Here is a 23442-nt window from a genome sequence, read left to right as displayed (position 1 = left end):
GTGGCCTAGAACGCCCCTTGGTCGCGCAGGGCCTGCTCGGCCTCGGGGTCGATCCACCAGAAATCGAGGAAGCCGAGGGAATAGGGCGGCAGGTTCTCGGGGTAGCGGTACATGTCGTAATAGGCGACCCAGTGGTTGGGGTTGTACCATTGGCCGACACGGATCACCCGGTCGCGCAGCACGCGGTCGAGTGCGGTCACGGCGACGTCCAATTCTTCGCGGGTCTCGGAATTCACCACGATCTCGATCAGCGCGTCGATGCCTTCATCGGCAAGGCCCGGCACGTTGAAGAGGCTTTCGTCGGCCCCGATGGAGCCGAAATACTGCCGCAGTCCCGAGCCCGGCTCGTATCCCATCGGGAAATGGTCGGTGATCATGTCGAAATCGGCGTCGCGCTGGCGCTGCTGCAACTGGGCGTTGTCGACCCGGCTGAGCGAGGCGTTGACGCCGATGGCGCGGAGGTTCTCGACGTAGGGGTTGATGATCCGGTCAAAGAGCGGCGAGGAGTTGAGGAATTCCACGTCCAGCGTCTCGCCGTCGGCATTGCGCAGCATCCCGTCGTCGCCCGCGGTCCACCCGGCCTCCTGAAGCAGGGCCGTGGCACGGCGCGACTGGCGGCGATCCAGCGCGCGGTCGGGGTTGGAGAGGGGCACGGCGTAGGCTTCTTGCGTGAAGACCGTCTCGGGCAGCATGTCGCGCAGCGGTTCGAGGATTTCGAGCTCCGCTTCCGAGGGCAGGCCCTCGGCCTCCATCCAGGTATTCTCCCAGAAGCTGACGATGGGAGAATACAGGCCGTAGAACAGCGTCTCGTTCGACCATTCGAAGTTGAACATATGGGCAATGGCGCTGCGCACACGCACGTCCTGGAACTGCGGGTTGCGCAGGTTGATCATGAAGGCCTGCCCCGAGGCGATGGTGCCGTCGGGCAGCTCTTCGCGGATCACGGTGCCGTCGTTGAGGGCTGGAAAATCGTAGTTGTTGGCCCAGGCCTGACTGCTGCTTTCCTGCCGGAAAGTGTAATTGCCGGCGGTGAAGCCCTCGAATGCGGCGAGGCTGTCGCCGTAGTATTCGATCCGGATCGAGTCGTAGTTGTGGCGCCCTTGGGTGAGCCACAGGTCTTCGCCCCAATAATCGTCATCGCGCACGAAAACGGTGCGGCGGCCGGGATCGACCTCGCCCAGAACATAGGGAGCTGAGCCCACGAGAGGCTCCAGCCGGCTGTCCTCGAAGGCAAGACCGCTGGCCTCGTGACTGGCCTGGCTGAACACCGGCAGACCGCCCGCCGACTGGATGCGGTCGCGCAGCGGGGCGTCAGGATTGAAATTGAAGCGGATCGTCCGGTCGTCGATGACCTCCGCGCTTTCGATGGTGTTGGGGATATTCGCCCGGAACGAGGGCAGCCCCTCGTCCCGCAGGATCTCGTAGGAGAAGAGCACGTCCTGAGCCGTCATCGGGGTGCCGTCCGAGAAGCGGACCTCATCGCGGAGGGTGAAGATCACGTAGGCGCGGTCCTCGGGGTAGGCGAATTCCTCGCAAAGGAGGCAATAGGCGGAGCCGATCTCGTCGGCGGTGCCCACCAGCAGCGACTCGAAGAAGACGGAGGACATGACAGCAGCCCGGCCGATCCGGCTGTAGGGGTGCATCGAGTCGAAGGAACCGGAGGACCATGCGAAGGACAACTCGCCGCCGCGCGGCGCGTCCGGGTTCACGTAGTCGAGGTGGGTGGCGTCAGGACCATAGGCGAGTTCCCCGAAAGTGGAGATACCGGAGGCGCGGATCAGGCCATCCTCGCCCACTTCCTGTGCCTTGGTGCTCAACACGGACAGGCCAAGAACCAGCGCGGCACCGGCGAGCGGCAGCGCCAGCGCCTGCCACGGGCTTTGAACCTTGTCCTGGGCTTTTACGGCGACTTTCGGAGCGTCATGGTCGTACATCGGCACCTCCCCTTGGGCGTCTTGTTCATTGGCCGGGCTTTTCGCGCACGGCTCCCCCATGAGTATGGGTCTCATGACGTTAGAGACCAGCCCCCCCAAGGTTCAAGTTGAGATTTCGTGATCTCGCGGTGATGCCTCGATTTTCGCCGGTTTCGCGCCGCGGGGTACGAATGAAACGCAAAACGCCGCCCAGAGGGCGGCGCTGCGGATCGGAATGATCGGAAGGCTTATTGGGTCGCGAGGAAGGCGATCAGGTTGGCGCGATCCTCGATATCGCCCATCCCGCCGTAGCTCATCGCGGTACCCGGCGCGTATTCGCGCGGGTTCTCGATGAAGCCGGAAATCGCTTCGGGGGTCCACTCGCCGCCAAGGCTGGCCAGCGCGTCGGAATAGTTGAAGCCCGCGGCGGATGCGACAGGGCGATCCACCACACCGGCGAGGTAGGGGCCGACACCGTTGCGGCCGTCTTCCAGCGCGTGACAGGCCGAGCACTGGCGCCACAGACGCTCACCCGCGCCGGCGTCGGCTGCGGCGTAGACTTCCTCGAACGGAACGGTCTCTTCTTCGACGACTTCCTCTGCGCCGGCTTCCGGCACGGCCACGCGATAACCGCTGACGTGGTCTTCGCTGTGATTCTCAATGTCATACAGCTCTTCGGCGGCCCAGCTGCCGAGAAGGAATACAAGGAGGGCTGCGCAAAGGGCGCCGCCAACTTTGGTGATGGTCATCGTGTCGAACATGTCGGCTCCGCGGGAATGTCGCTCGTTTCGGGTATCTATTGTGTTCCGTCCGTCCATGGCAAGGTGTAGGGAGCGCGACGAAACGACCTTTTTTGCGTTGGATTTGACCATGACCGACCGTATCGCCTTCCAGGGAGAGCCCGGAGCCTACTCCCACCAAGCCTGTCACGAGGCCCGCCCGAACCTTGAAGCCCTGCCCTGCGCCAGCTTCGAAGACGTGATCGAGGCGGTGCGCAGCGGGGCGGCGCAGCAGGCGATGGTACCGGTCGAGAACTCCACCTACGGACGGGTCGCGGACATCCACCGGCTGCTGCCGGAATCGGGGCTGCACATCGTGGACGAGGCGTTCGTGCGGGTGCATATCAACCTTCTCGGGGTGCCCGGCGCCACGCTGAAGGATGTGAAAGAGGCACACAGCCACCTTGTTCTGCTGCCCCAATGCGGCGAATTCCTTGCCGAGCATGGCATTCGGGGCCGGGTCAGCAGCGACAACGCCCGCGCCGCGCGCGATGTGGCCGCCTGGGGCGACCAGTCGAAGGCCGCGCTGGCCTCGGAGCTGGCGGGAGAGATCTACGGGCTGGACGTGCTGGCGCGTCACATCGAGGATCACGCCCGCAACACCACCCGTTTCCTCGTGATGGCGCCCGAGCCCGACATGACCCGCCGCGCCGAGCGGATGATGACCACTTTCGTCTTCCGGGTCCGCAACATCCCCGCCGCGCTTTACAAGGCGATGGGCGGATTTGCGACAAATGGCGTGAACATGACGAAGCTCGAATCGTACATGGTCGACGGCTCTTTCACCGCAACGCAGTTCTATTCGGACATCGAGGGCCATCCCGACGACGCCAATGTGCAGCTCGCGATGGAGGAATTGGGCTACTTCACCGACAAGCTGAAAATCCTCGGCACCTATCCCACGGACTCCGCCCGCGACTGAGGCGCTAGAGCGTCATCTTGAAAGGCTGGAACCCGGTGTCGACACGCAGGCCGGGCGTGAGTCCAAGCGCCGCGAGGCGCTCCGGATGGCGCAGCGCGCCCGGTCCGGTCTCGAACAGGATCTGCGTGCCCGAGAGCGGGACGAAGGAGAACGTCGGCTCGACCACCGGACGCAGGGGGCCGTCGCGCTCCGCGATGTAGCTTGCCACCGCCTCACGGATCGAGATCCGGGCGCTCACCACGTCCTCGGCCATCTGCGCGGCCCGCATGTGGCCACCCCCGGCCGCCCGGTAGGAATTGCCGATCACCAGAACCTCGTCGTGGGCGCGCAGGGGCGTGCCATCGGCCAAAGTCAGGTTCCGGATCCGGCCCGGCGTGTCGCGGATTTCATCGCCCTCGGCATTGGTGCGCGGCGGGCGCGACACGTCGATCTGGTAGCGCAGCCCGACGAGGCGGTCGAAATTGTAGGGCGCGAAATCGTGGTCGATCAGCGGCTGCGGCGCCTTGGATGCGGGATCGATCTGATGGAACAGGGAGGCCGAGCGCTCCAGCCAATCGCGCACCCCCTGCCCGGTGATCCGCAACACGCTCAACATGTTGGGATAGGTGTAGAGATCGGCAGCGTGGCGTAGCCGCAGCGGGCCGGCGGGCACATCGGTGTAGCTGCGCGAACCCGAGCGGCCACCGGCCTTGAACGGCGCGGCAGCCGAGAGCACCGGCAGACCGGCCAGCGCGGGGGTGGCGGCGATCAGCGGCGCGGCGGCGGCGAACTGGGCATCGGCGATGACCTGCGTCGCGGCACAGGGAGCGATGACCGAGAAATAAGTCTCCAACGCGACGGCGCTATGGCCCAGAGGGCGCGCCACGAAGGCGCGGGTGGTCTTGTGATCGCGGGCGATCCGCTCACGCAGTTCCGGGTAATCGCGCAGCATGGGACCGCCGGTGACCTGCGCGGCGACATTCCGGGCTTCCGAGCGTTGCACCCGCCACGGCGTGCCGGAGGAGCCTTCGTCACGGCAAACAGTCAGATCGATGCAGCCAAGATGAGAGCCGAAAGCGCCCGGTTGCACGATGGGCGCGCTTGCGGTGTCGCCAAGGCACTCCGCCGCCTCGGCGCGCAGGCGATGGGTATGGCCGGCAACAACGCCGTCGACGCCCTCGATCCGGGCGACCTGCGCGGCGACGTTCTCCGCGCCGCGGCCAGCGTCCAGACTGCCATAGCCGGAATGGGCCAGCACAAGCACGAGGTCCGCTCCCTCGGCCCGCAGCTGCGCGACCTCTGTGCGGAGCGTGCTGACGATGTCATCGAAAGCCATGCGCCCCTGCAGGTGCGGCTTGTTCCAGAGCGCGACCTGTGGCGGCACCGCGCCGGTGATCCCGATGCGCAGGGGATGCTTGCGGCCTTCGCTGTCGGTCACCTCGCGGGCCAGCGTCGTGCGCGACGGCAGGAAGGCATGGCCCAGGGCACAGCGCGCATTGGCAGAGACGATCGGGAAATCGGCCCCTTTCAGGGACGCCAGAAGATGCCTCACGCCGAAGTCGAAGTCGTGGTTGCCGACGGTGCCCGCGTCGTAGCCCAGGGCATTCATCGCGGCGATCATCGGGTGCAGGCGGCCCGCCGGTACGATCTCGGCCTCCGAGGCGTCGGCCAGTGGCGCGCCTTGCAGGGTGTCTCCGTTATCGAGAAGCAGGACATTCGCGGCGGAGGCGCGCGCCGAGGCGATCATCGCGCCCAGATGCGCCAGACCCACGGCATCGTCGCGGCGGTCGGTGAAATAATCGAAGGGCAGCAGATGCGCGTGAAGGTCGGTCGTTGCCAATACCTTCAACTGCACCGTCACGTCTGAAGTGTCTGGCGCTGTTGCCATTTCTTGTGAAAGCGTCATCCTCTCCATCACCCCGATTATGGGCGAGCCTCGGCACGATTGCATGGCCTGTGGCGGTGCAACCGGGGTTTGACGGGCAAAATGCCATGGCGTTCCGGCAATCGTTGCCATATCGCAACAGCAAAGGTTAGGGCAGACGGAAAGGTTAACGATGCGCGTGAGCGAAGACGTAACTTTCGGGACTTCGGGCCTCGATCGCGCGGCGGCCCTGCGGCTGAACCCCGAGCGTTTGCGCGCGGCTCTGCAGGCGGGCGCGCCGGTGCTACCGATGTGGCGCGGCAAGATGCTGGTGGAGGGCAAGCCCGAGGACGGCGCGGTGACGCTGGCGTTTCGCACGATGGCGGACAAGGTCCTGTCGCGCACGACGGAAACGCCGGTGCTTCTGGGGCTGCACGAAGATGGCGAGACCCCGGTCTTCGCGCTCGACATCTCCGCATGGACGCCCAAGGCCGTCGACGAGGCGGCGATGGACACATTCCTCGATCCGACAGTGCAGATCCACCCGGCCGAGCGCCTGTCCGGCGCGGGCTTTCGCGAATTGCGCGGGGTGATGACCCACCTCAGCCGCCGCGACGCCGAGTTGGCCGCGACGGCCCGCGCGATCCTGACGTGGCACACGACGCATCAGTTCTGCGCCAAATGCGGCGCGAAAAGCGAGATGACGCAGGCGGGCTGGCAACGCGATTGCCCAAGCTGCGAGGCCAAGCATTTTCCGCGCACCGATCCGGTGGTCATCATGCTGATCACCCACGGCGACCGCGTGCTTGTGGGCCGCTCCCCCGGCTGGCCGGAGGGCATGTATTCGCTGCTGGCGGGCTTCGTGGAGCCGGGAGAGAGCATCGAGGCGGCGGTGCGCCGGGAGGTCTTCGAAGAATCCGGCGTGCACGTGGGCCGTGTCGATTACCTCTCCAGCCAGCCGTGGCCCTTCCCGGCCTCGTTGATGTTCGGCTGCCGGGGCGAGGCGCTGAGTACCGAGATCGATGTTGACCCCGACGAGATCGAGGATGCCAAATGGGTCACGCGCAGTGAGATGCTGGAGGTTTTTGCCGGCAATGATCCAACGATGCTGCCCGCCCGCAAAGGCGCCATCGCGCAGTTTTTGCTGCATCACTGGCTTGCGGATACGTTGAATTGAAACATTAAAACCGGCGCCACGCCCTTGACGCACCCGGTGCGGGGCGGGCAGATCAGGGCGCAGGCAAGGACGAGTGGAACCGGCATGAAATTCAAGGTCTCGGAAGACGTAGACGCCCCGATGGACATCACATGGTCGCGGTTCACCGATTTCTCGGGGATCGAGGCCGAGGCGACGGGACGCGGCGTGGAGCTCTCGCGCGTTGGCAACTGGACCAACCCGGTGGCGGGCAACGGCTGGCGGGGCTCTGCGAAGATCCGGGGCCGGGTCCGCCCGCTGGAATCGAAGATCAGCGCGCTCGACTCTCCTGACCGCTGCGAGATCACCACGACCGTGGGCGGCATGGACGCGGTCTACGAGATGACGTTCCTGTCCCTGCGCGAGGACATGACGCGGGTTCAGGTCATGCTCGACCTCTCGGCAAGCACGCTATCCGCGCGACTGGCCCTGCAAACGTTGAAACTGGCGCGGGGCCGCGTGATGCAGCGCCTGCAAGGGCTGCTGGCCCGTCAAGGCAACCTCGCCGAAGAAGACTACCGCCGCGCCCGCGCCTGACGCCGCCCTACGGCTGCGGCGTGCCCGCCCGGCGCGCGCCGCGCTTGATGCCCAAATGCCGCTCTCGCAGGATGATCGCGATGCCCGCGAATACGATCAGCGCCGCGCCTGAAAGCATGGTGAGTGTCGGGATTTCTCCGAACACGAAATAGCCCACGAAGATCGCCAGCAGCATCGAGGTATATTCGAAGGGCGCGATCAGGGAGGCGTCGGCCTGACGGTAGGACGAGGTCAGCAGGATCTGCCCTACGCCGCCGGCAAGGCCCGCCGCGATCAGGGTGCCGAACTGCAGCGGAGAGGGCCAGACCCATCCCCACGGCAAGGTCAGCAGCGACAGGAACGATGCCGTGACCGAGAACCAGAAGACGATGGCCGCCGTCCTCTCGGTCTGGACAAGTTTGCGCACGAAGACCTGCGCCAACGCCGCGCAGACGGCCCCCATCAGGACCAGCACGGCGCCAAGCGCCTGCGCCGTATCGACATTGTCGGGATCGACGACAAGGCGTGGTGACAGCACGATCAGCACGCCGCCGAGGCCGAGGGCCACCATCGACAGGCGGAACAGCCGCACCTCTTCGCCCAGAAACATCGCCGCGAAGATGACCACGAGGATCGGCGCCGCGTAGCCGATCGCCGTCACCTCGGGCAGGGGCAACAGGCCGAGGCCCGCGAAGCCGAGCCCCATGGCAGCCGTGCCAACGAGCCCACGCCAGACGTGGCCCATGGGGTTGGCGGTCTCGAGCCCGTGGGCAAGGTCGTGACGCATCATCAGCCACGCCAGAATGATCGGGATCGCGAAGAACGAGCGGAAGAAGACCGCCTGCCCCGGCGGAATGGTGCCCGCCGATGATTTGATCAGCGCCGCCATCAGGACGAAGACGCAGACCGAAGCGATTTTCAGGGATATCCCGCGAAGGGGGTTTTGCGGCAGGCTGTCGGAGTCAGGCATGGCAAAGGCCTACGCCTCTCCCGCCCCCCTCCGCAAGGGGTGGGCCTGCGCTCGTGCGATTATTCGCGGCGTTCCGGGTGGTTATCCGTCAGAGCCGCGACGCGCCGAAGGTGTCGCAGGCATTGGGGTCACCGGTCTCGTAGCCCACGGTGAACCAGCGCTGGCGCTGCTCGGACGTGCCGTGGGTAAAAGTATGCGGGTTCACGGCGCGGCCCGAGCGGGCTTGCAGATAATCGTCGCCGATCCGCTCGGCCGCATTCAGCGCCTCGTTCAGATCTCCGGGTTCGAGCAGCCCATCGAGCTGCGAGGCCCAGACGCCCGAGAAGCAATCGGCCTGAAGTTCGATCATCACCGAGATCTGGTTCGACCGGGTCTGGGAAGACGACGCGCGCACGCGGTTGGCTTCTTCGAGGATGCCAAGTTCCTGCTGGATGTGGTGGGCGACCTCGTGGGCGATCACGTAGGCGGCGGCGAAATCACCGCCTGCGCCCAACTCGCGCGACATATAGGCGAAGAACGCGGTGTCGAGGTAGGCGCGCTCATCAGCGGGGCAGTAGAACGGCCCGGTCGCGGCCTGCGCCGCGCCACAGTTGGAGCGGGTCGAGCCCGAGAACAGCACCAGCGCGGGCGGATCGTAGCTTTCGCCGAAGGCGCGGGGGTAAATCTCGCCCCAGACGTCTTCCGTCGTGGCAAGCACCTGGCTGACGAAAAGGCCCGCTTCTTCCTCGGCCGAAGTAAGCTCTCTGGTCTGGGTTTGCTGCGTCTGCGGCTGCATCGGCATGCCCTGCTGGTTGAGCAGCGGCGTGAGGTCGACCCCGAGGAAATATCCCACCGCCACAATGGCCAGCAGTCCCAGACCGCCGCCCCCGGCCATGCGTCCACCGGAAAGACCTCCGCCGCGAATGCCCCGGCTGCGGCGCTGATCGATGATGTTGCGGCTGGTTCTGCGATTGCGCAAACGCATGGGCATTCTCCTCTGTCGACATTTCTCCAACGCACGAGACTGCAAACGGTTCAAATAACTGCGACTTGCGGAACCGGCGCAGAGCCCTTATCTAGCCAATCGAGGGGTTGGCGCGGGCAAGCACTTCGCCAACTCGGTCAGATCCGGAAGGAAGCAGCCGTAACGATTCCCGCTTGGGTCGTTGTTCAGCCTCTCACCAGACATCCGCGCGTTTCGACGCGCCGCCATGGCCCCTGCCCCACGGCCGCGCCGGGCCACCCCTGAACCGGAGGCTTCATGCCGAATGCATCTCCTCTCCGGGCCCGTGTCCGCCATCAGACCGAGTCTTAAGAATTGACGGCGCAGGGGTTTGTGCGCCATTCGTCATGACGTCTCGGGATGCATCACACATGACCACTCTCACACTTGCTGACCTCGGCTGGTCCCCTCGGCATAGCGCGCAGCTCACCGATGAGGACGCCGGCGCCACGCCTGCGCGCGTCAACAAGGTCTCGCGGTCGCGGATCACGGCGTTGAGCGCCGAGGGCCCGCTGCGGCTGATCACACAAGGCGAGGAAAGCACGGGAAATTATGTCACCGGCGATTGGGTTCTGGCCGATGCCGCGCAGGGTATCGTGCTGCGGCGGCTGGAGCGTGACACGCTGCTGACCCGCCGGGCAGCGGGCTCCGGCCTCGATACGCAGTTGATCGCGGCCAATGTCGATACGCTCGGGATCGTCACTTCCTGCAACGCCGATTTCAACATCGCCCGGCTGGAACGCTACCTTGCCATGGCGGCCTCGGCTGGTTGCGTGCCGCTGATCATCCTCACCAAGTCCGACACGGCGGAGGACCCCCGCGATTATGAGCGTCGCGCCGAGGCGCTGTCGCCGCTGGCCTCCGCCATCGCGATGAACGCCAAGGCCGAGGATGCGGCCGAGGTGTTGAAGCCTTGGGCTGATAACGGGCAGACCTTCGCCCTCGTCGGGTCCTCTGGCGTGGGCAAGACGACCCTCGCCAATGCGCTGACCGGGGCCGAGGATGCCACGGCGGGCGTGCGCGAGGATGATGCGAAGGGCCGTCACACGACGACCTCCCGCGGCTTGGCGCAGACGATCTTCGGCGGCTGGCTGATCGACACGCCGGGCATGCGCGCCCTGCGCCTGAACGATGCAGCCGACGGGATCGGCGCGGTTTTCGCCGACGTGGAGGCGCTGACGGAACAATGCAAGTTCCGCGATTGCGCCCATGAGACAGAGCCCGGATGCGCGGTGCAGGCTGCGGTAGCGGCGGGCACGCTGGACGCGGACCGGGTGAAACGCTTCCTGAAGCTGGTGCGCGAGGACGAGATCAACCAGGAGGCAAGCCACGAACGGCGCGCGCGGGAGCGGGACTTCAAGAAGATGACCAAGACGGTGATCGCCGCGTCAAAGCGCAAACGCGGCAAGAAATAGCGCGGTGTGAAAAGCCCCTGCGTCAGAGGTCTTCCCACTTCGACAATCCTGCCTCGGCCCCGGCCCACCGGTAGTAGGCGGCCATCAACAGGCCGATACCCATGCCCGCAAGGATCGAGGCCAGCAGAATCACCGGCGTCGGCACGACCTGATCCGCGCCACGCCCTTGCAACAGCCACATCAAGCCCCCCCACAAGGCCCCGAGGAACGGCCCGAGCAACAGCACGGCGCGGCGAAAGCTCATGTAATGCGGCGGGCGCGGCTTCAGCCCGAGCGCGCGGGCGATGCGAAACATCGGCGGCGCGTAGTTGAGGCGGCGAATCGAGGAAGCCTCCAGCTCGGCCATCGCGCGGGCAAGGCGGGTCTCGTAAGGATCATCCATTGCGGCCTCTCGGAACGTTCGTGATCTTGATAGCGTCTTCACGGGTCGGAACAAGCGGCAGCGGCAGGCCGCGACCGAACCGCGCGTGCAGGTTTCGCCCTTGATGCGCTCGACTTTACGTGTGTCGGCCCTAAACTCACCCCATGGAAGAAGATTACATCTACGACGGCGACAAGACCAAGATGGCCGAGGAACGCACGAACTGGGCGGAGGATCGCACGATCCTCGCCAACGAGCGGACCTTCGCGGGGTGGATGCGCACCGGACTGGCCTCTGTCGCGATCGCCTTGGGCCTGAAGGCCGTTTTCGGTGACTTCGACCCGACATGGGCCGCCAAGGCAACCTCGAGCGTTTTCATCGTGGTGGCTTGCTACATCTTCTACAGCGCGCGGCAGCAGGCCTGCGTGACGCTGGACCGGATGGAGGATCACGCTACTTCGCCGAAATCGAGATCGTCGATGACCATCACGGCGACGATTCTCGCCCTGGGCTCGATCATGACCGGCGTAATTCTCTGGCTGCTCTAATCCGGTGGACGGCGCGCGGGCGGAGCCTTAGTTTGGCGCCAACCACAGGCGCGAGGCGACATGAGCGAAACCCCCGATTCTGGCTACCAGGTTCTTGCGCGCAAGTACCGCCCCGCGACCTTCGCCGACCTGATCGGCCAGGACGCGATGGTGCGCACCCTGAAGAACGCCTTCGAGGCCGACCGCATCGCCCAGGCCTTCATGCTCACCGGTATCCGTGGCACCGGCAAGACGACCACCGCACGGATCATCGCCAAGGGTCTGAACTGCATCGGTGCCGATGGTGAGGGCGGCCCCACCACGGACCCCTGCGGCGTCTGCGAGAACTGCGTCGCGATCGCCGAGGGTCGCCATGTCGACGTGATGGAGATGGACGCCGCCTCCAATACCGGCGTGCAGAACATCCGCGATGCGATCATCGAGACGGTCAGCTACCGCGCCGCCCAGGCGCGCTACAAGATCTTCATCATCGACGAAGTTCACATGCTGTCGACCTCGGCCTTCAACGCGCTGCTCAAGACGCTGGAAGAGCCGCCCGCCCACGTGAAATTCCTCTTCGCCACGACCGAAATCCGCAAGGTGCCCGTGACGGTCCTCTCGCGCTGTCAGCGCTTCGACCTGCGCCGGATCGAGCCTGAGGTGATGATCGCCCACCTGCAACGGGTCGCCGGGCTGGAAGGCGCCGAGATCGCCGAGGATGCCGTCGCCCTGATCACCCGCGCCGCCGAGGGATCGGTTCGCGACGCGATGAGCCTGCTCGACCAGGCCATTGCCCATGGCGCGGGGGAGACCACCGCCGACCAGGTGCGCGCGATGTTGGGCCTCGCCGACCGCGGCCGGGTGATGGACCTCTTCGAGGCGATCATGGCGGGCGACGCGGCAAAGGCGCTCGACGAGTTGAGCGCGCAATACGCCGATGGTGCCGATCCGGTCGCCGTGCTGCGTGACCTGGCCGAGATCACCCACTGGCTTTCGGTGATCTCGATCACGACCGATGCGGCGGAAGATCCGACAATCGCCCCGGACGAGCGCGCCCGCGGGCTGGTGCTGGCCGAGAAGCTGCCGATGCGCGTGCTGACGCGGATGTGGCAGATGCTGCTGAAGGCGCTGGAAGAGGTCGCCATGGCCCCCAACGCGATGATGGCCGCCGAAATGGCCGTGATCCGCCTGACCCACGTGGCGGATCTGCCATCGCCCGGCGATCTGGTGAAGAAGCTGGCCGAGACACCCCGACCCGCAGGCGGCCCGCCGTCCAACGGCGGCGGCGTCGGGGGCGGCGTCTCGGGGCCGGGACCTCAGGCACGCACAGGCGGATCGGCACCCTTGGGCGGCGGCGGCGCGCAGGCAGCGCTGGCACCGCAGACGGGCCCCGACCTCTCGGTCTACCCGACCTTCGCATCTGTCGTGGCGCTGATCGAATCCGCGCGCGATATCAAGCTGTTGATCGAGGTGAAAACCGCGCTCCGTCTGGTGTCCTACGCCCCCGGCCGCCTTGAGGTGGAAGTGACGGAAACCGCCCCCCGCGATCTGATCCCCCGCCTCGGCCGCATGTTGCAGACCGCGACGGGCGCGCGGTGGGGCATCACCGTGGCCTCCTCGGGCGGCGGCGAAACGATTCAGGAACAGGAACAAGCCGCCCAACGCGCGGTCGAGGCCGAGGTCACGAAGCACCCCCTGATGCAGGCCGTCCTGTCGCGCTTCCCGAACGCCCGCATCGCCGAGATCCGCAGCCACGCCGACCTCGAAATGGAAGCCGCCGCCACCGCGCTGGAGGAAATCCCGGAAGAGGCCGACGATTGGGATCCGTTCGAGGACGAGTAGCCACTCCGCCGGTACGGGCTACGTGAGCGGTACTTCTTTGCGCTATCGCCCGTGCGGGCTACTTGAGCGGTACTTCTTTGCGCTATCGCCCGTGCGGGCTACTTGAGCGCGGGTGACTTGTGGGGCGCCGCTCCACAGCATACTTGTGGACAAACGCGATCAATTGGAGAGACCGAGATGTTGAAGGGTTTGGGCGGCATTGGCGACATGGCCAAGATGATGAAGCAGGCGCAGGAAATGCAGGGCAAGATGGCCGAGGTCCAGGAAGGCCTCTCTTCCATCACCGTGCAGGGCGAAAGCGGCGCCGGGCTGGTCAAGGCAACGGCCACCGCGAAGGGCGAGTTGACGGCGCTGGATATCGACCCGTCGATCTTCAACCCCGACGAGAAAGAAGTCGTGGAGGACCTGATCCTCGCCGCGATCAAGGACGCCCAGTCCAAGGCGCAGGACAAGCACAGCGAAGAGATCCAGAAGATGACCGAAGAACTGGGCCTCCCCGCCGGCATGAAGCTGCCGTTCTGACGCGTGGCTGATGCGCCCAAGGATATCGAGGAGCTGATCGGAATCATGGCCCGCCTGCCGGGGCTTGGCCCCCGGTCGGCTCGGCGCGCGGTGCTCACGCTGATCAAGAAACGCGGCGCGTTGATGCGGCCGCTGGCCGAAACGATGGGCCGGGTGGCAGAAACGGCGCGGGAATGCGTGAACTGCGGCAACATCGGCACCGAGGATCTCTGCGCCATCTGCAAGGACGTGCGCCGGGCAACCGGAGAACTCTGCGTCGTCGAAGACGTGGCGGATCTCTGGGCTATGGAACGCGGCCAGGCTTTCAAGGGGCGCTACCACGTATTGGGCGGCACCCTCTCGGCACTCGATGACGTGGGACCCGAAGACCTCGGCATCCCCAAACTGAAGGCACGCATGGCGGATGAAGGCATCACCGAGGTGATCCTCGCCCTGAATGCCACCGTCGACGGTCAGACGACCGCCCATTACATCGCAGATGAACTGGCGGCATTGGGCGTGAGCCTCTCCTCCCTCGCGCAGGGCGTCCCGATCGGCGGGGAGCTGGACTACCTCGACGATGGCACGATCTCCGCGGCGTTGCGCGCTCGGAAAAGCCTGTGACCTGGGAAAAAGGCGCAGCAAAGCTGCACTCTACTATTTGAACAATTTCGCTACCGTCGCGGCGCCTGAAGAACTGCGCCGCGCCGCTGCACCCGTTGCACCATGAGTTGTAAAGCCAAGGTGAAATGGGAGGTCCGCTCTCCCTCGAAGCGGACGCTCACTCGGCGATCGGGGCTCAAACCTGGCCTGCTTCTCCGCCGAATGAGGGTCCACTTGAGCACCGCCTCAGCTCTCACCGCGCGGCGCGCCTCAAGCTTCGACGAAGGACGTTAAGAAAGCGTAAAGGGCCCCTTCATCTTTTCACAAGTACGGTCGGGGGGAGCGCGCCGCAGGTGCGCCGGGGGGCAGACAGCCCCCCGCCCCTCAATCGCGTCTACCGCATTGGTGAGAGAAGCGCGTCCGGGGAGCGGCAATCGCGGATCACGTCGGCGCCGCAAGTTCTGGGTTCCAACTCCCGGGTCAGACAGACGCGCACCTCTTGGATCCGATTTGCCCGGCAGGTGACGGTCAACATATCGGGCTCCAACTGCGGGTTCACCTCCAGAAAGGCCTCCTCGATCACCGTGGCCGGCACGCGTACCTCGTTATCGAGACGCCGCAGGAGATCGGGACGGGTGACGCTTTCGTAAGCCCGCCGCGAGAGGGCAAAGTAGTCGCGCGCCTCCAGCCCGGAGCAGACGCCGTGCTTGCGCCATTGATGCCACGCCAGCCCAGAGGTGCCCATGATATCGGCCATTTCGCCGGTCATCCCGCGAGACGGCGCGCGCAGCGCCGTGGGACAATAGGCCGGCCAACCCTCTTCGTATTGGGGCCAGAGCCCGTGCAGGGTGAAGCCGAACCCCTGCCCCGCGTCGCATTGCGGCGAGCCGCGATCATCGCCTTCCAGCACGCACCATGTGGGCGTCCAGCTCAGGCTCATCACGTAGTAGTCGAAATCCCCGGCAGCTTCGCCGTCTGCCTGCGCCATGCCGGAGGCGAAGATCAGCGCCAATATCAATCGTTTCATTTGGGTCTTCCCTCAGAGCCGTGTTGGGCCTATATACCTCGTGATTTTCCTGAAATCGAGGAACCGCAAGGCCCCGTCTTGCAGCCGCTTCCACCGGCCTTGTTCCCCGTGCTTGGATGTACCCGGAGGGATTTGAGATGAACAAACCGATCATGACGAAAGCCACTGCTGTCTGGCTGGTCGACAACACGACGCTGAGCTTCAAGCAGATCGGCGATTTCTGCGGTCTGCATGAGCTGGAAGTCCAGGGCATTGCCGATGGCGACGTGGCCACCGGCGTGAAGGGCTTTGACCCCATCGTCAACAACCAGCTGACCCAGGAAGAGATCGACAAGGCCGAGGCGAACCCGCATCACAAGCTGCAGCTGAAGTTCAACTCCGCCGCCGTCGGTGAGGAGAAGCGCCGCGGTCCGCGGTATACGCCGCTGTCCAAGCGCCAGGACCGTCCGGCCTCGATCCTCTGGCTGGTGAAATTCCACCCCGAGTTGAGCGATGGCCAGGTCTCGAAACTCGTCGGCACGACCAAGCCCACGATCCAGGCGATCCGCGAGCGGACCCACTGGAACATCAACAACATCCAGCCGATTGATCCCGTGGCTCTCGGCCTCTGCAAGCAGTCCGAACTGGACGCGGCGGTGCAGAAGGCAAACGCCAAGAAGCTGGCCGAAGGGGCCGCGATGTCCGATGACGAGCGTCGCAAGCTGGTGTCCACCCAGACCTCGCTCGGGATGGACGTGGACAACACTGTGCCTTCGTCAATCGCCGGCCTCGAGACCTTCTCGCTCTCCTCGAACGAGGAAGAGGAGAAGCCCGAAGAGACGCCGGATGCCGAGACGTTCTTCAACCTGCCTGCGAGCAGCGAAGACGACGAGGATGAAGACGAAAGCTGATATGCGATGATGGAACCCCGTCTGCCCGGAATTTGGTACGCCAGTGACCGGCAGACGGCGTTCTATCTCGTGCCAGACGGCGCCAGTCAGAAGGCGCTGTTTCGCACCCTGTTCCGGGCCGTTGAGACGCGGCGCGCGACCGAGGGCGGGGTGGTGGAGAACGGCTGCTACCTCACCACGCCGGACGGCGAGAATTTCCACTCAATCACATTTCACGCCAAGCGCCTTGGCCCGTGGCGCCGCGACTTCGCGGAGAGCACGCAGGCCCAGGGCATCGTCACCGCCCGGTTTCGCGGGCGGCGGTTGATCACCTCGGATGGGCGGCGCTACTGGTTTCGCGATCTGGTGGTGGAGCGGTGCTGAACCGCAAGCATCCGTCGCCATCAAGGCAGGGCGCCAGACGTCCCGCGATCAATGCGCCGCGGTCGAGACCGAATCGAGCAGGGTGCGGCCGCCATCGACGGTGATCACTTCCCCGGTCACGAAGCCTGCACCGTCAGACGCCAAGAATTGCACCGCTGCCGTCACCTCGCGCGCTGAGGCGATGCGGCCCATAGGCGTGCACTGGCGGATTTCTTTCCGCAGCCCGTCCGTCTCGTTCAGGGAATCCTTCAGGCTCGCCGACATGACCGAGCCGAAAGCCACGCCGTTCACGCGGATGCGGTGGCTCGCGAAAGCCACGGCGAGGTTGCGCGTCGCCTGATCAAGGGCCGCCGTCGCGATGGAATAGCCGAGCAGATCAGGATGCGTCCGCCGCGCGGCGATGGAGGAGATGTTCACGATCGAGCCGATCGGCCCCTCTTCCTGTCCGTCAGCCTCGGCCTGCGCGATCATCCGCTTTGCCACCGCCTGAGACAGCCGAAGCGAGGGGTAAAGGTTCTGCTCCAGCATCGTCTCGACAGAGGTATCCGTCGGATCCAGCGCGTCGGTTGTCATCACCTGCCGCGAAGCGTTTACCAAGATGTCGACGCGGTCGTAGGCGTCGATGGTGGCAGAGATCAGGTTCTCGACCGTCAGCCTCTCGCGCAGGTCGCCCGAGAAGTAGCGAATGTTCTCGTCGCTGCCTTCCGTCTCGCCGCATTCGTCCTTCAGCCGCGACTTGTCGCGGTCGGCGAACATCACGTTCGCGCCGCGGTCGATGAAGTGGCGGGCAATCGCGAGCCCGACGCCGTTCGCGGCACCGGTCACGATGGCAGTCTTGCCTTGGATGGAAAGGCCCATGGGATCTATCCTTATGTCCTTGGGAAAAGCGCCTAGCGCCTTGGTTTTCCGGACGACAGCCCCTTGGGCTTGGTCGCCTCGTAGATTTTGTAGCCTTCGAGCTCGCCCAGCATCGCGCCGGAGCCAAAGCAGGATTTCAAGGTGTCCTCATAGGGCAAGTGGCGGTTGGCTACCATGATAAAGCGGCCACGCGCCGTCAGGTGGCGGGCGGCTGCCTGAATGAAGGCGCGCCCCAGCCCCGGATCGGCGCGGCGCCCGGTATGGAACGGCGGGTTGCAGATGATCGCGTCATAGGGCGCGTCAGGGGTGAAGCGCGTGACGTCAGCCCAGTGGAAGCGGGCGCGTTCATCGTCGACGTTGACCTGCGCGGCCTCCAGCATGGCGTGATCGGCCTCGACGAGATCCAGCGTCTCGATCCCCTCCTGCTCGGCCAGCACCTCGGCGGCGAGGTAGCCCCAGCCGGCGCCGAAGTCCGCCACGCGGCCTTTCAGCTCGGGCAGCAACGCCACGAGGATCTCGGACCCGCGGTCGGGCCCTTCAACGCTGAAGCCGCCCGGCACGGTGACATAGCCATGGGGGCCCATCTCGGGCTCCACGATCCAGTCCAGCACCTCCGCCGGGATCTTCTCGGGGCGGCGCAGCCAGGCGAGCTTGCCGTGGGCCTTGGAGTAGACGTGATCGAGCTCGAACACCCGCTTGAGCTGTTTGACGATGGCCTCGATGCCCTCTTCCTTCTGCCCGTCCACCATCAGCAGACCGCCAGCCGGAATATGGCCCAAAGCCTCGGCGATCGCCGAGAGCGTGCCGGCCCGCGACTTGGTGATCTGCACGAGAGCCGCATCGAATTCGCCTTCCGCATCCACCGCGACCGGCAGGCCGCGGGCCTCCAGCCGTTCGTGGTCCGGGGCAAAGCCCTGCACGCAGGTCACATCGCCCAATGCGGAAAAATCGCTGTCGGCACGCGCCTGCATCACCAGTACACGGCCCGCAGGCGCATCGAGTTCGCCGCTGTCGAGGGCGAGGGTCCATCTGTCGGGGGTCATAAGATCAGAGGAGGATTACTCCTCCTTCTCCATCGTGCATTGCAGGGGGTGCTGGTTGCGACGCGCGAAATCCATCACCTGCGCCACTTTCGTCTCGGCCACCTCGTGCGAGAAGACGCCCACGACCGCAAGCCCCTTCTTGTGGACGACCAGCATGATCTCCACCGCGGCAGCGTGGGTGATGCCGAAGAAACGCTCCAGCACATGGACGACGAACTCCATCGGCGTGTAGTCGTCGTTGAGCAGCATCACCTTGTACATCGGCGGCCGCTGCGTCTTTGTCTTGGTCTTTGTCGCGACCGAGACGTCGCCGTCTCCGGTGTCGACGTCGTCGGGCTCATCTGCCATCATCTTGGTGGTCATCATCAAGTCTGGTCCCGGTTTCAAGAGCCGTGCTTAGGCCGCACTATATAAGACTGCAATCGATTCCGAAAAGAGGGTCAAATGGGCGAAAGGTTAAGCGTGGTCGGATTCGACGCCGACGATACGCTTTGGCAGAACGAGAGTTTCTTCCGGTTGACGGAGGACAGGTTCGCCGAATTGCTCTCGGATTTCGCCGAGGATAACGACCTGCGCGCCCGCCTGCTGGAGTTCGAGAAGGCCAATATCGGGCACTATGGCTTTGGGATCAAAGGCTTTATGCTGTCGATGATCGAAACCGCCGTGGCGGTGACCGACGGTCGCGTGGACGGCAAGGTAATCGCCGAAATCCTCGCCATGGGCCAGGAGATGCTGCGCCATCCGATCCATTTGCTGCCCCATGTGGAGGAGACGCTGGCCCGGGTGGCCGATCGTCACCCCCTCGTGCTGATCACCAAGGGCGACCTGCTGCATCAGGAGCAGAAGCTGGCCGCCAGCGGGTTGGGGGAACTCTTTGCCGCCGTGGAAATCGTCTCGGAAAAGCACCCCGGTATCTATGATCGCGCCTTCTCGGTCCATGGCGACGGGGCGGAGCGCGCGATGATGGTGGGCAACTCGATGAAGTCGGATATCCGCCCTGCCCTCGATGCCGGCGCCCACGCCGTCTACGTGCCTCACGGCCTGACCTGGGCGTTGGAACATGCCGAGACGCCAGAAGGGCATCCGCGCTATCACGAATTGCCCGACCTCGGCGGCCTGCCCGAGCTGATCGAACGGTTGGAGTAATCCCACCGTGACCGCCGCGACGCCCGACTACCGCCTGCTGGCCGCCCTCCTCGGGGTGGTGCAGATCCTCACCTGGGGCAGCTCGTTCTACCTTCTCGCCATTCTCGCCCCACCCATCGTGCAAGACACCGGGTGGAGCGCCTTCGCCGTGACCGGGGGCATCTCCATCGCGCTGGCAACCTCGGCGCTGATGGCGGGTACCGTGGGTCGCGAAATCAACCGCCGCGGCGGCCGTTTGGTGCTCTGCGCGGGCGTCGGGGTGATGATCCTCGGCCTCGTCGCGCTGGCCCTCGCCCCGAGCCTGCCCGTGTATATTCTGGCCTGGGTGGTGATCGGCGCGGCGATGGCGGCAACACTCTACGAGGCGGCCTTCTCGATGCTGTCGCAGGTTTTCGGCGGTGAGGCGCGGCGCGCGATCACCTCGCTCACCCTCATCGGCGGGTTCAGCGCGACGATCTGCTGGCCGCTCTCCGCGCTGCTGGTCGAGGCCATCGGCTGGCGCGGCACCTGCGCCGCCTACGCGGGGCTGCACCTGTTGGTGACGCTGCCGATCTGCCGGTTCGGCTTGCCGCAACCTGCCGTCAAAACGCCCGAGACCGCCGAGGCCACCGACGACACCGACGACACCGCGCCCATCCCGTGGCGCGACCCGCGCCTGCTGGCCGTCGCCATCGCGGGCGTCTGCCTCGTGTTCATCTTCTCGGCCATGGCGATGCATCTGCCGTCGCTTCTCATGGCGCAGGGCCACACCCTCGCCCAGGCCGCCGCCCTGGGCGCCGTCATCGGCCCGTCGCAGGTCGGCGCGCGCCTGATCGAGATGTTGGGCGGCGGGCGGCACTCGCCGGTGACGACGATGGTGGTCTCGACCCTCTGCGTGGCCGCGGGGCTTCTCAGCCTCTCGCTCAGCGCGCCGGCCGCGCTCTGCCTGATCACCTACGGGATGGGCCTTGGCCTCTGGACAATCGCGCGGGGCACGGTGCCCCTGGGGCTTTTCGGCCCCAAACCCTATGCCGCCACGATGGCACGCCTCGCCCTGCCGGTGCTGACCGTCTCGGCCCTCGCGCCGCTGGTCGGCCTCGGCATGCTGCCCGCCCTCGGCCCGACCGGCACCTTGCTGGCGCTGACCGCCATCGCCTGCGTGCCCCTTGCACTGTCGCTGTTCCTCTGGCGCCAGCGCCCGCGCTGACATTTCTGTGCATTGACGCCTGCCGTGCCCCGCGCCATCACCGTCCCATGATTGACGCGCGCCTTCTCCCCTTGCAGCGCAAGCTGATGCAGCCCCCCGCCCGCTGGCTGGTGGCCCGGGGCGTGCGCGCCGACCAGATTACCCTCGGAGGCTGCGCCATCGGCCTGCTCGCGGCCCTCGCCGCAGCATTCCAGCTCTATCCCCTGGCGCTCGCCGGACTGGCCCTGAACCGCCTGGCCGACGGCCTCGACGGTGCTGTCGCGCGGCTGACCAAGCCGACCGATCGCGGCGCCTTCCTTGATATCGCGCTGGATTTCGTCTTCTACGCGGCCTTCCCCATCGGCTTCGCCTTCGCCGATCCGGCCGCGCACGCCCTGCCCTGCGCGGTGCTGATCGCCAGCTTCGTACTCACCGGAACGTCCTTCCTTGCCTTCTCGGTCATCGCCGAGCGGCGCGGCCTGCGGGCCGAGGATTACCCCACGAAAGGCATCTACTACCTCGGGGGCCTCGCCGAAGGCGCCGAGACCATCGTGGTCCTCGCCGCCTTCTGCCTCTTTCCCTTCGCCTTCGCGTGGATCGCATGGGCCTTCGCCGCGATCTGCCTGATCACCGCGACAACCCGCTACATGGCGGGCTGGAAAGCCTTCGGGGCGACCTGACCCCAAACGCCGGGCCCGCGGCCAAAAACGCTCCTGCCTTCATCTTGGCCCGTACAACTCCCCCCGGAGGGTCCCGCTGCAGGCAACACTCGCAGCCGCCCGCGGTTCCCCAACAGCGTCAGCGCACTTTCAGCACGATCTTCCCGATATGCGCGCTGCTCTCCATCCGGGCATGGGCATCCGCCGCCTTCTCCAACGCGAAGGTCTGGTCCATCACCGGCGCGACGCGGCCGGCGGCAAGCAACGGCCACACCTTCTCGCGCAACTCCTGCGCGATCGCAGCCTTGGCGCCATCGGATTGCGGCCGCAGGGTGGAGCCCGAGATCGTCAACCGGCGCACCATCAGCTGCGCGAAGTTCAATTCCACCTTCGGGCCTTGCAGGAAGGCGATCTGTTGCAGATGCCCGTCATCGGCGAGTGCCTTGATGTTGCGCGGCAGGTAGTCCCCGCCCACCATGTCGAGGATGACATCCGCCCCGCCCACTTCCTTCATCGCGTCGACAAAATCCGCGTCACGGTAATTGATCGCATGCTCCGCCCCGAGGCTCTCGCAGGCGGCGCATTTCTCGGCCGTGCCGGCGGTCGCGAAGACGCGCGCGCCCAAGACATGGGCCAATTGGATCGCTGTCGTCCCGATACCGCTGGAGCCGCCGTGCACCAGAAACCGCTGACCGGCGCGCAGGCCTGCGCGCATGAAAACGTTGCTCCAGACGGTGAAGAACGTCTCAGGCACTGCGGCGGCCTGCGCCATGGACAACCCCTCGGGCACCGGCAGCGCGTGATCCTGATGGGTCACCACATGCTCGGCATAGCCCCCTCCGGGCAGCAGCGCACAGACCGCGTCACCCACGGCCCACCGTGTCACGCCCGGCCCGATGGCCGAGACGCGGCCCGAGGCCTCCAGCCCCGGCAGGTCCGAGGCCCCCGGCGGCGGGGCATAGCTGCCTGCGCGTTGCAGGGCGTCGGGACGATTCACGCCCGCGTGGTCCACCTCGATCAGGATCTGCTCGGCACCCGGTGACGGGATCGGACGCTCGCACAGGCGCAAAGCCTCCGGCCCGCCGGGTTTCGAGATCTCGATCGCGCGCATCATGTCAGACATATCCATCCCTCCGATTGTTGCGCGTAGATCACGCGGAAACGCGGGCGATGACAAGCCGGAACCGCGCAAGCGCGGGCTGCCTAGGTGGGCGGCGTCCAGCGCCCCGGCAGATCATCCTGACCCTTCGCCCGCGGCGCCCGGACCGAGGCGGCAAAGCGCTCGAACCCCGTCGCGAAAGGCTTCAGCATCGCCGAGTTGCGGACCTTGGCCTTGATCTCCTCGATCTTCATCACGTCGCCGATGCGCCGGTCGAGGAACGCCCATGTCGCGATGTGGCCCTCGGATTGATCGCCCAACCAGTAGAGCACCGTCGCCGAATAGACGCCCGCCAGCGTCGCGCGCTTGGTGTACCAGTTGAGGTCATCGCTGCTGTCGCCCAATGCGGTCCAGATCACATCCGCGGTTTCCCACATCAGTTTCGCGCCGTCTGCGGCATGGATCGGCAGGGCAAACAGCGTGGCGCCCCGGCGCACGGCCTCCTTCTCGCCAGCCACCAGTTCCAGCCGCAGCTTTACGGCATGGGCCACACGCTCGCGAAAGCGCATCGTGGCAAGGTCGGTCTCCGACAGGGCCAGCGCCAGCGCGCGGTCGGCGCGGCGATGAAACGCCATCGCCAGATCCACCGCCCCGCGCGGAAACAGCGCCCGCGCCTGCGCCAGGGGCGCATCCACATCGGCGGCCGCAGCCACGAAAGTTGCCTCGGACCAGCCGTCAAAGGGCACGTGCTGCAAGGCGGCGTCGAGGAACGCATCACTCATGTCGGTCATTCACAGTCTCCTTATCCCTTGGCTAGACAACA

The 23442-nt window shown here is 65.8% G+C and carries 24 protein-coding genes, 1 other RNA gene and 1 pseudogene; 14 read left to right on the top strand and 12 right to left on the bottom strand.

The features are described from left to right. Positions 1-5: 5 nt before the first annotated feature. On the bottom strand, positions 6-1934 hold the full coding sequence (locus KYE46_RS03770; RefSeq protein ID WP_219003558.1) for an extracellular solute-binding protein: 1929 nt from the start codon (positions 1932-1934) through the stop codon (positions 6-8). A gap of 227 nt (positions 1935-2161) precedes the next feature. Continuing rightward, complete coding sequence (locus tag KYE46_RS03765) at positions 2162-2674, bottom strand: c-type cytochrome (protein WP_219003556.1); 513 nt, start codon at positions 2672-2674, stop codon at positions 2162-2164. A 109-nt stretch (positions 2675-2783) separates the two neighbouring features. Here KYE46_RS03765 and KYE46_RS03760 point away from each other — a divergent pair, with 109 nt between their 5' ends. Further along, complete coding sequence (locus KYE46_RS03760) at positions 2784-3614, top strand: prephenate dehydratase (protein ID WP_219003554.1); 831 nt, start codon at positions 2784-2786, stop codon at positions 3612-3614. Between the two features lie 4 nt (positions 3615-3618). Here KYE46_RS03760 and KYE46_RS03755 read toward each other — a convergent pair whose 3' ends face one another. Next, on the bottom strand, positions 3619-5481 hold the full coding sequence (locus KYE46_RS03755; protein ID WP_219003553.1) for a bifunctional 2',3'-cyclic-nucleotide 2'-phosphodiesterase/3'-nucleotidase: 1863 nt from the start codon (positions 5479-5481) through the stop codon (positions 3619-3621). A gap of 169 nt (positions 5482-5650) precedes the next feature. On the opposite strand from KYE46_RS03755, the gene nudC reads away from it, so the two are divergent. Beyond that, positions 5651-6634: an NAD(+) diphosphatase gene (gene nudC, locus KYE46_RS03750; protein WP_219003552.1), complete on the top strand. Its 984-nt coding sequence runs from the start codon at positions 5651-5653 to the stop codon at positions 6632-6634. Positions 6635-6718: 84 nt separating this feature from the next. Next, the gene (locus tag KYE46_RS03745) at positions 6719-7189 is read left to right on the top strand and encodes an SRPBCC family protein (RefSeq protein WP_219003550.1); all 471 of its coding nucleotides are present in this window, start codon (positions 6719-6721) and stop codon (positions 7187-7189) included. 7 nt (positions 7190-7196) lie between these two features. Here KYE46_RS03745 and KYE46_RS03740 read toward each other — a convergent pair whose 3' ends face one another. Together KYE46_RS03740 and ypfJ are read right to left on the bottom strand one after the other, a co-directional pair. Continuing rightward, positions 7197-8138, bottom strand: coding sequence for a DMT family transporter (locus KYE46_RS03740; RefSeq protein ID WP_219003549.1), 942 nt, complete (start codon positions 8136-8138; stop codon positions 7197-7199). An 88-nt stretch (positions 8139-8226) separates the two neighbouring features. After that, positions 8227-9102 carry a KPN_02809 family neutral zinc metallopeptidase gene (ypfJ, locus tag KYE46_RS03735; RefSeq protein ID WP_219003548.1) on the bottom strand — a complete coding sequence of 292 codons (876 nt, stop codon included), beginning with the start codon at positions 9100-9102 and terminating at the stop codon, positions 8227-8229. A 101-nt stretch (positions 9103-9203) separates the two neighbouring features. Here ypfJ and ffs point away from each other — a divergent pair. Next, positions 9204-9300, top strand: an RNA gene (gene ffs / locus KYE46_RS03730) — signal recognition particle sRNA small type. A gap of 191 nt (positions 9301-9491) precedes the next feature. Continuing rightward, positions 9492-10535, top strand: coding sequence for a ribosome small subunit-dependent GTPase A (rsgA, locus tag KYE46_RS03725; RefSeq protein WP_219003546.1), 1044 nt, complete (start codon positions 9492-9494; stop codon positions 10533-10535). A gap of 22 nt (positions 10536-10557) precedes the next feature. Here rsgA and KYE46_RS03720 read toward each other — a convergent pair whose 3' ends face one another. Then, entirely contained in the window at positions 10558-10917 is a 360-nt protein-coding gene (locus KYE46_RS03720; protein WP_219003544.1) for a DUF6404 family protein, read from the bottom strand. A gap of 143 nt (positions 10918-11060) precedes the next feature. Here KYE46_RS03720 and KYE46_RS03715 point away from each other — a divergent pair, with 143 nt between their 5' ends. From KYE46_RS03715 to recR, 4 genes and pseudogenes are all read left to right on the top strand, one after another. Beyond that, positions 11061-11444 (top strand): YidH family protein, encoded by a 384-nt coding sequence (locus KYE46_RS03715; RefSeq protein WP_219003543.1) that lies wholly within the window; start codon positions 11061-11063, stop codon positions 11442-11444. Positions 11445-11492: 48 nt separating this feature from the next. Further along, a pseudogene (locus tag KYE46_RS03710) lies at positions 11493-13265 on the top strand (DNA polymerase III subunit gamma/tau); the annotation flags it as partial. Between the two features lie 177 nt (positions 13266-13442). After that, complete coding sequence (locus KYE46_RS03705) at positions 13443-13787, top strand: YbaB/EbfC family nucleoid-associated protein (protein ID WP_219003540.1); 345 nt, start codon at positions 13443-13445, stop codon at positions 13785-13787. A gap of 3 nt (positions 13788-13790) precedes the next feature. After that, complete coding sequence (gene recR, locus KYE46_RS03700; RefSeq protein WP_219003539.1) at positions 13791-14390, top strand: recombination mediator RecR; 600 nt, start codon at positions 13791-13793, stop codon at positions 14388-14390. Between the two features lie 373 nt (positions 14391-14763). On the opposite strand, the gene KYE46_RS03695 is transcribed toward recR, so the two are convergent. Beyond that, entirely contained in the window at positions 14764-15396 is a 633-nt protein-coding gene (locus tag KYE46_RS03695; protein WP_219003537.1) for a ribonuclease T2 family protein, read from the bottom strand. Between the two features lie 137 nt (positions 15397-15533). Between KYE46_RS03695 and KYE46_RS03690 the strand changes: the two genes are divergently transcribed. Both KYE46_RS03690 and KYE46_RS03685 read left to right on the top strand, forming a co-directional pair. Then, positions 15534-16286 carry a DUF1013 domain-containing protein gene (locus tag KYE46_RS03690; RefSeq protein WP_219003536.1) on the top strand — a complete coding sequence of 251 codons (753 nt, stop codon included), beginning with the start codon at positions 15534-15536 and terminating at the stop codon, positions 16284-16286. Between the two features lie 9 nt (positions 16287-16295). Beyond that, a complete protein-coding gene (locus KYE46_RS03685) occupies positions 16296-16649 on the top strand; it encodes a hypothetical protein (RefSeq protein WP_219003535.1) in 354 nt (117 codons plus the stop codon). Positions 16650-16697: 48 nt separating this feature from the next. Here the strand turns inward: KYE46_RS03685 and KYE46_RS03680 are convergent, their stop codons facing one another. From KYE46_RS03680 to clpS, 3 genes are read right to left on the bottom strand one after another with little or no spacing between them, the layout of a single operon-like run. Then, positions 16698-17507 (bottom strand): SDR family NAD(P)-dependent oxidoreductase, encoded by an 810-nt coding sequence (locus KYE46_RS03680; RefSeq protein WP_219003533.1) that lies wholly within the window; start codon positions 17505-17507, stop codon positions 16698-16700. A gap of 32 nt (positions 17508-17539) precedes the next feature. After that, positions 17540-18550 carry a class I SAM-dependent methyltransferase gene (locus KYE46_RS03675; RefSeq protein ID WP_219003532.1) on the bottom strand — a complete coding sequence of 337 codons (1011 nt, stop codon included), beginning with the start codon at positions 18548-18550 and terminating at the stop codon, positions 17540-17542. Between the two features lie 15 nt (positions 18551-18565). Continuing rightward, a complete protein-coding gene (gene clpS, locus KYE46_RS03670; protein ID WP_219003531.1) occupies positions 18566-18916 on the bottom strand; it encodes an ATP-dependent Clp protease adapter ClpS in 351 nt (116 codons plus the stop codon). A gap of 78 nt (positions 18917-18994) precedes the next feature. Between clpS and KYE46_RS03665 the strand changes: the two genes are divergently transcribed. The 3 genes from KYE46_RS03665 to KYE46_RS03655 are packed head-to-tail and all read left to right on the top strand — an operon-like array spanning position 18995 to position 21541. Continuing rightward, complete coding sequence (locus KYE46_RS03665) at positions 18995-19696, top strand: HAD family hydrolase (protein ID WP_219003530.1); 702 nt, start codon at positions 18995-18997, stop codon at positions 19694-19696. A 7-nt stretch (positions 19697-19703) separates the two neighbouring features. Continuing rightward, on the top strand, positions 19704-20882 hold the full coding sequence (locus KYE46_RS03660) for an MFS transporter (protein WP_219003529.1): 1179 nt from the start codon (positions 19704-19706) through the stop codon (positions 20880-20882). Between the two features lie 47 nt (positions 20883-20929). After that, the gene (locus KYE46_RS03655) at positions 20930-21541 is read left to right on the top strand and encodes a CDP-alcohol phosphatidyltransferase family protein (RefSeq protein WP_219003528.1); all 612 of its coding nucleotides are present in this window, start codon (positions 20930-20932) and stop codon (positions 21539-21541) included. A 118-nt stretch (positions 21542-21659) separates the two neighbouring features. Here KYE46_RS03655 and KYE46_RS03650 read toward each other — a convergent pair whose 3' ends face one another. Continuing rightward, complete coding sequence (locus KYE46_RS03650) at positions 21660-22643, bottom strand: NAD(P)H-quinone oxidoreductase (protein ID WP_219003527.1); 984 nt, start codon at positions 22641-22643, stop codon at positions 21660-21662. Positions 22644-22723: 80 nt separating this feature from the next. After that, positions 22724-23410 (bottom strand): COQ9 family protein, encoded by a 687-nt coding sequence (locus tag KYE46_RS03645; RefSeq protein ID WP_219003526.1) that lies wholly within the window; start codon positions 23408-23410, stop codon positions 22724-22726. Positions 23411-23442 lie beyond the last annotated feature (32 nt).

This window comes from Gymnodinialimonas ceratoperidinii, from assembly GCF_019297855.1.
Taxonomy (GTDB): Bacteria; Pseudomonadota; Alphaproteobacteria; order Rhodobacterales; family Rhodobacteraceae; genus Gymnodinialimonas; species Gymnodinialimonas ceratoperidinii.
The sequence above is the reverse complement of the archived record's forward strand: the minus strand, read 5'-3'. Positions and strand labels throughout refer to the sequence as shown.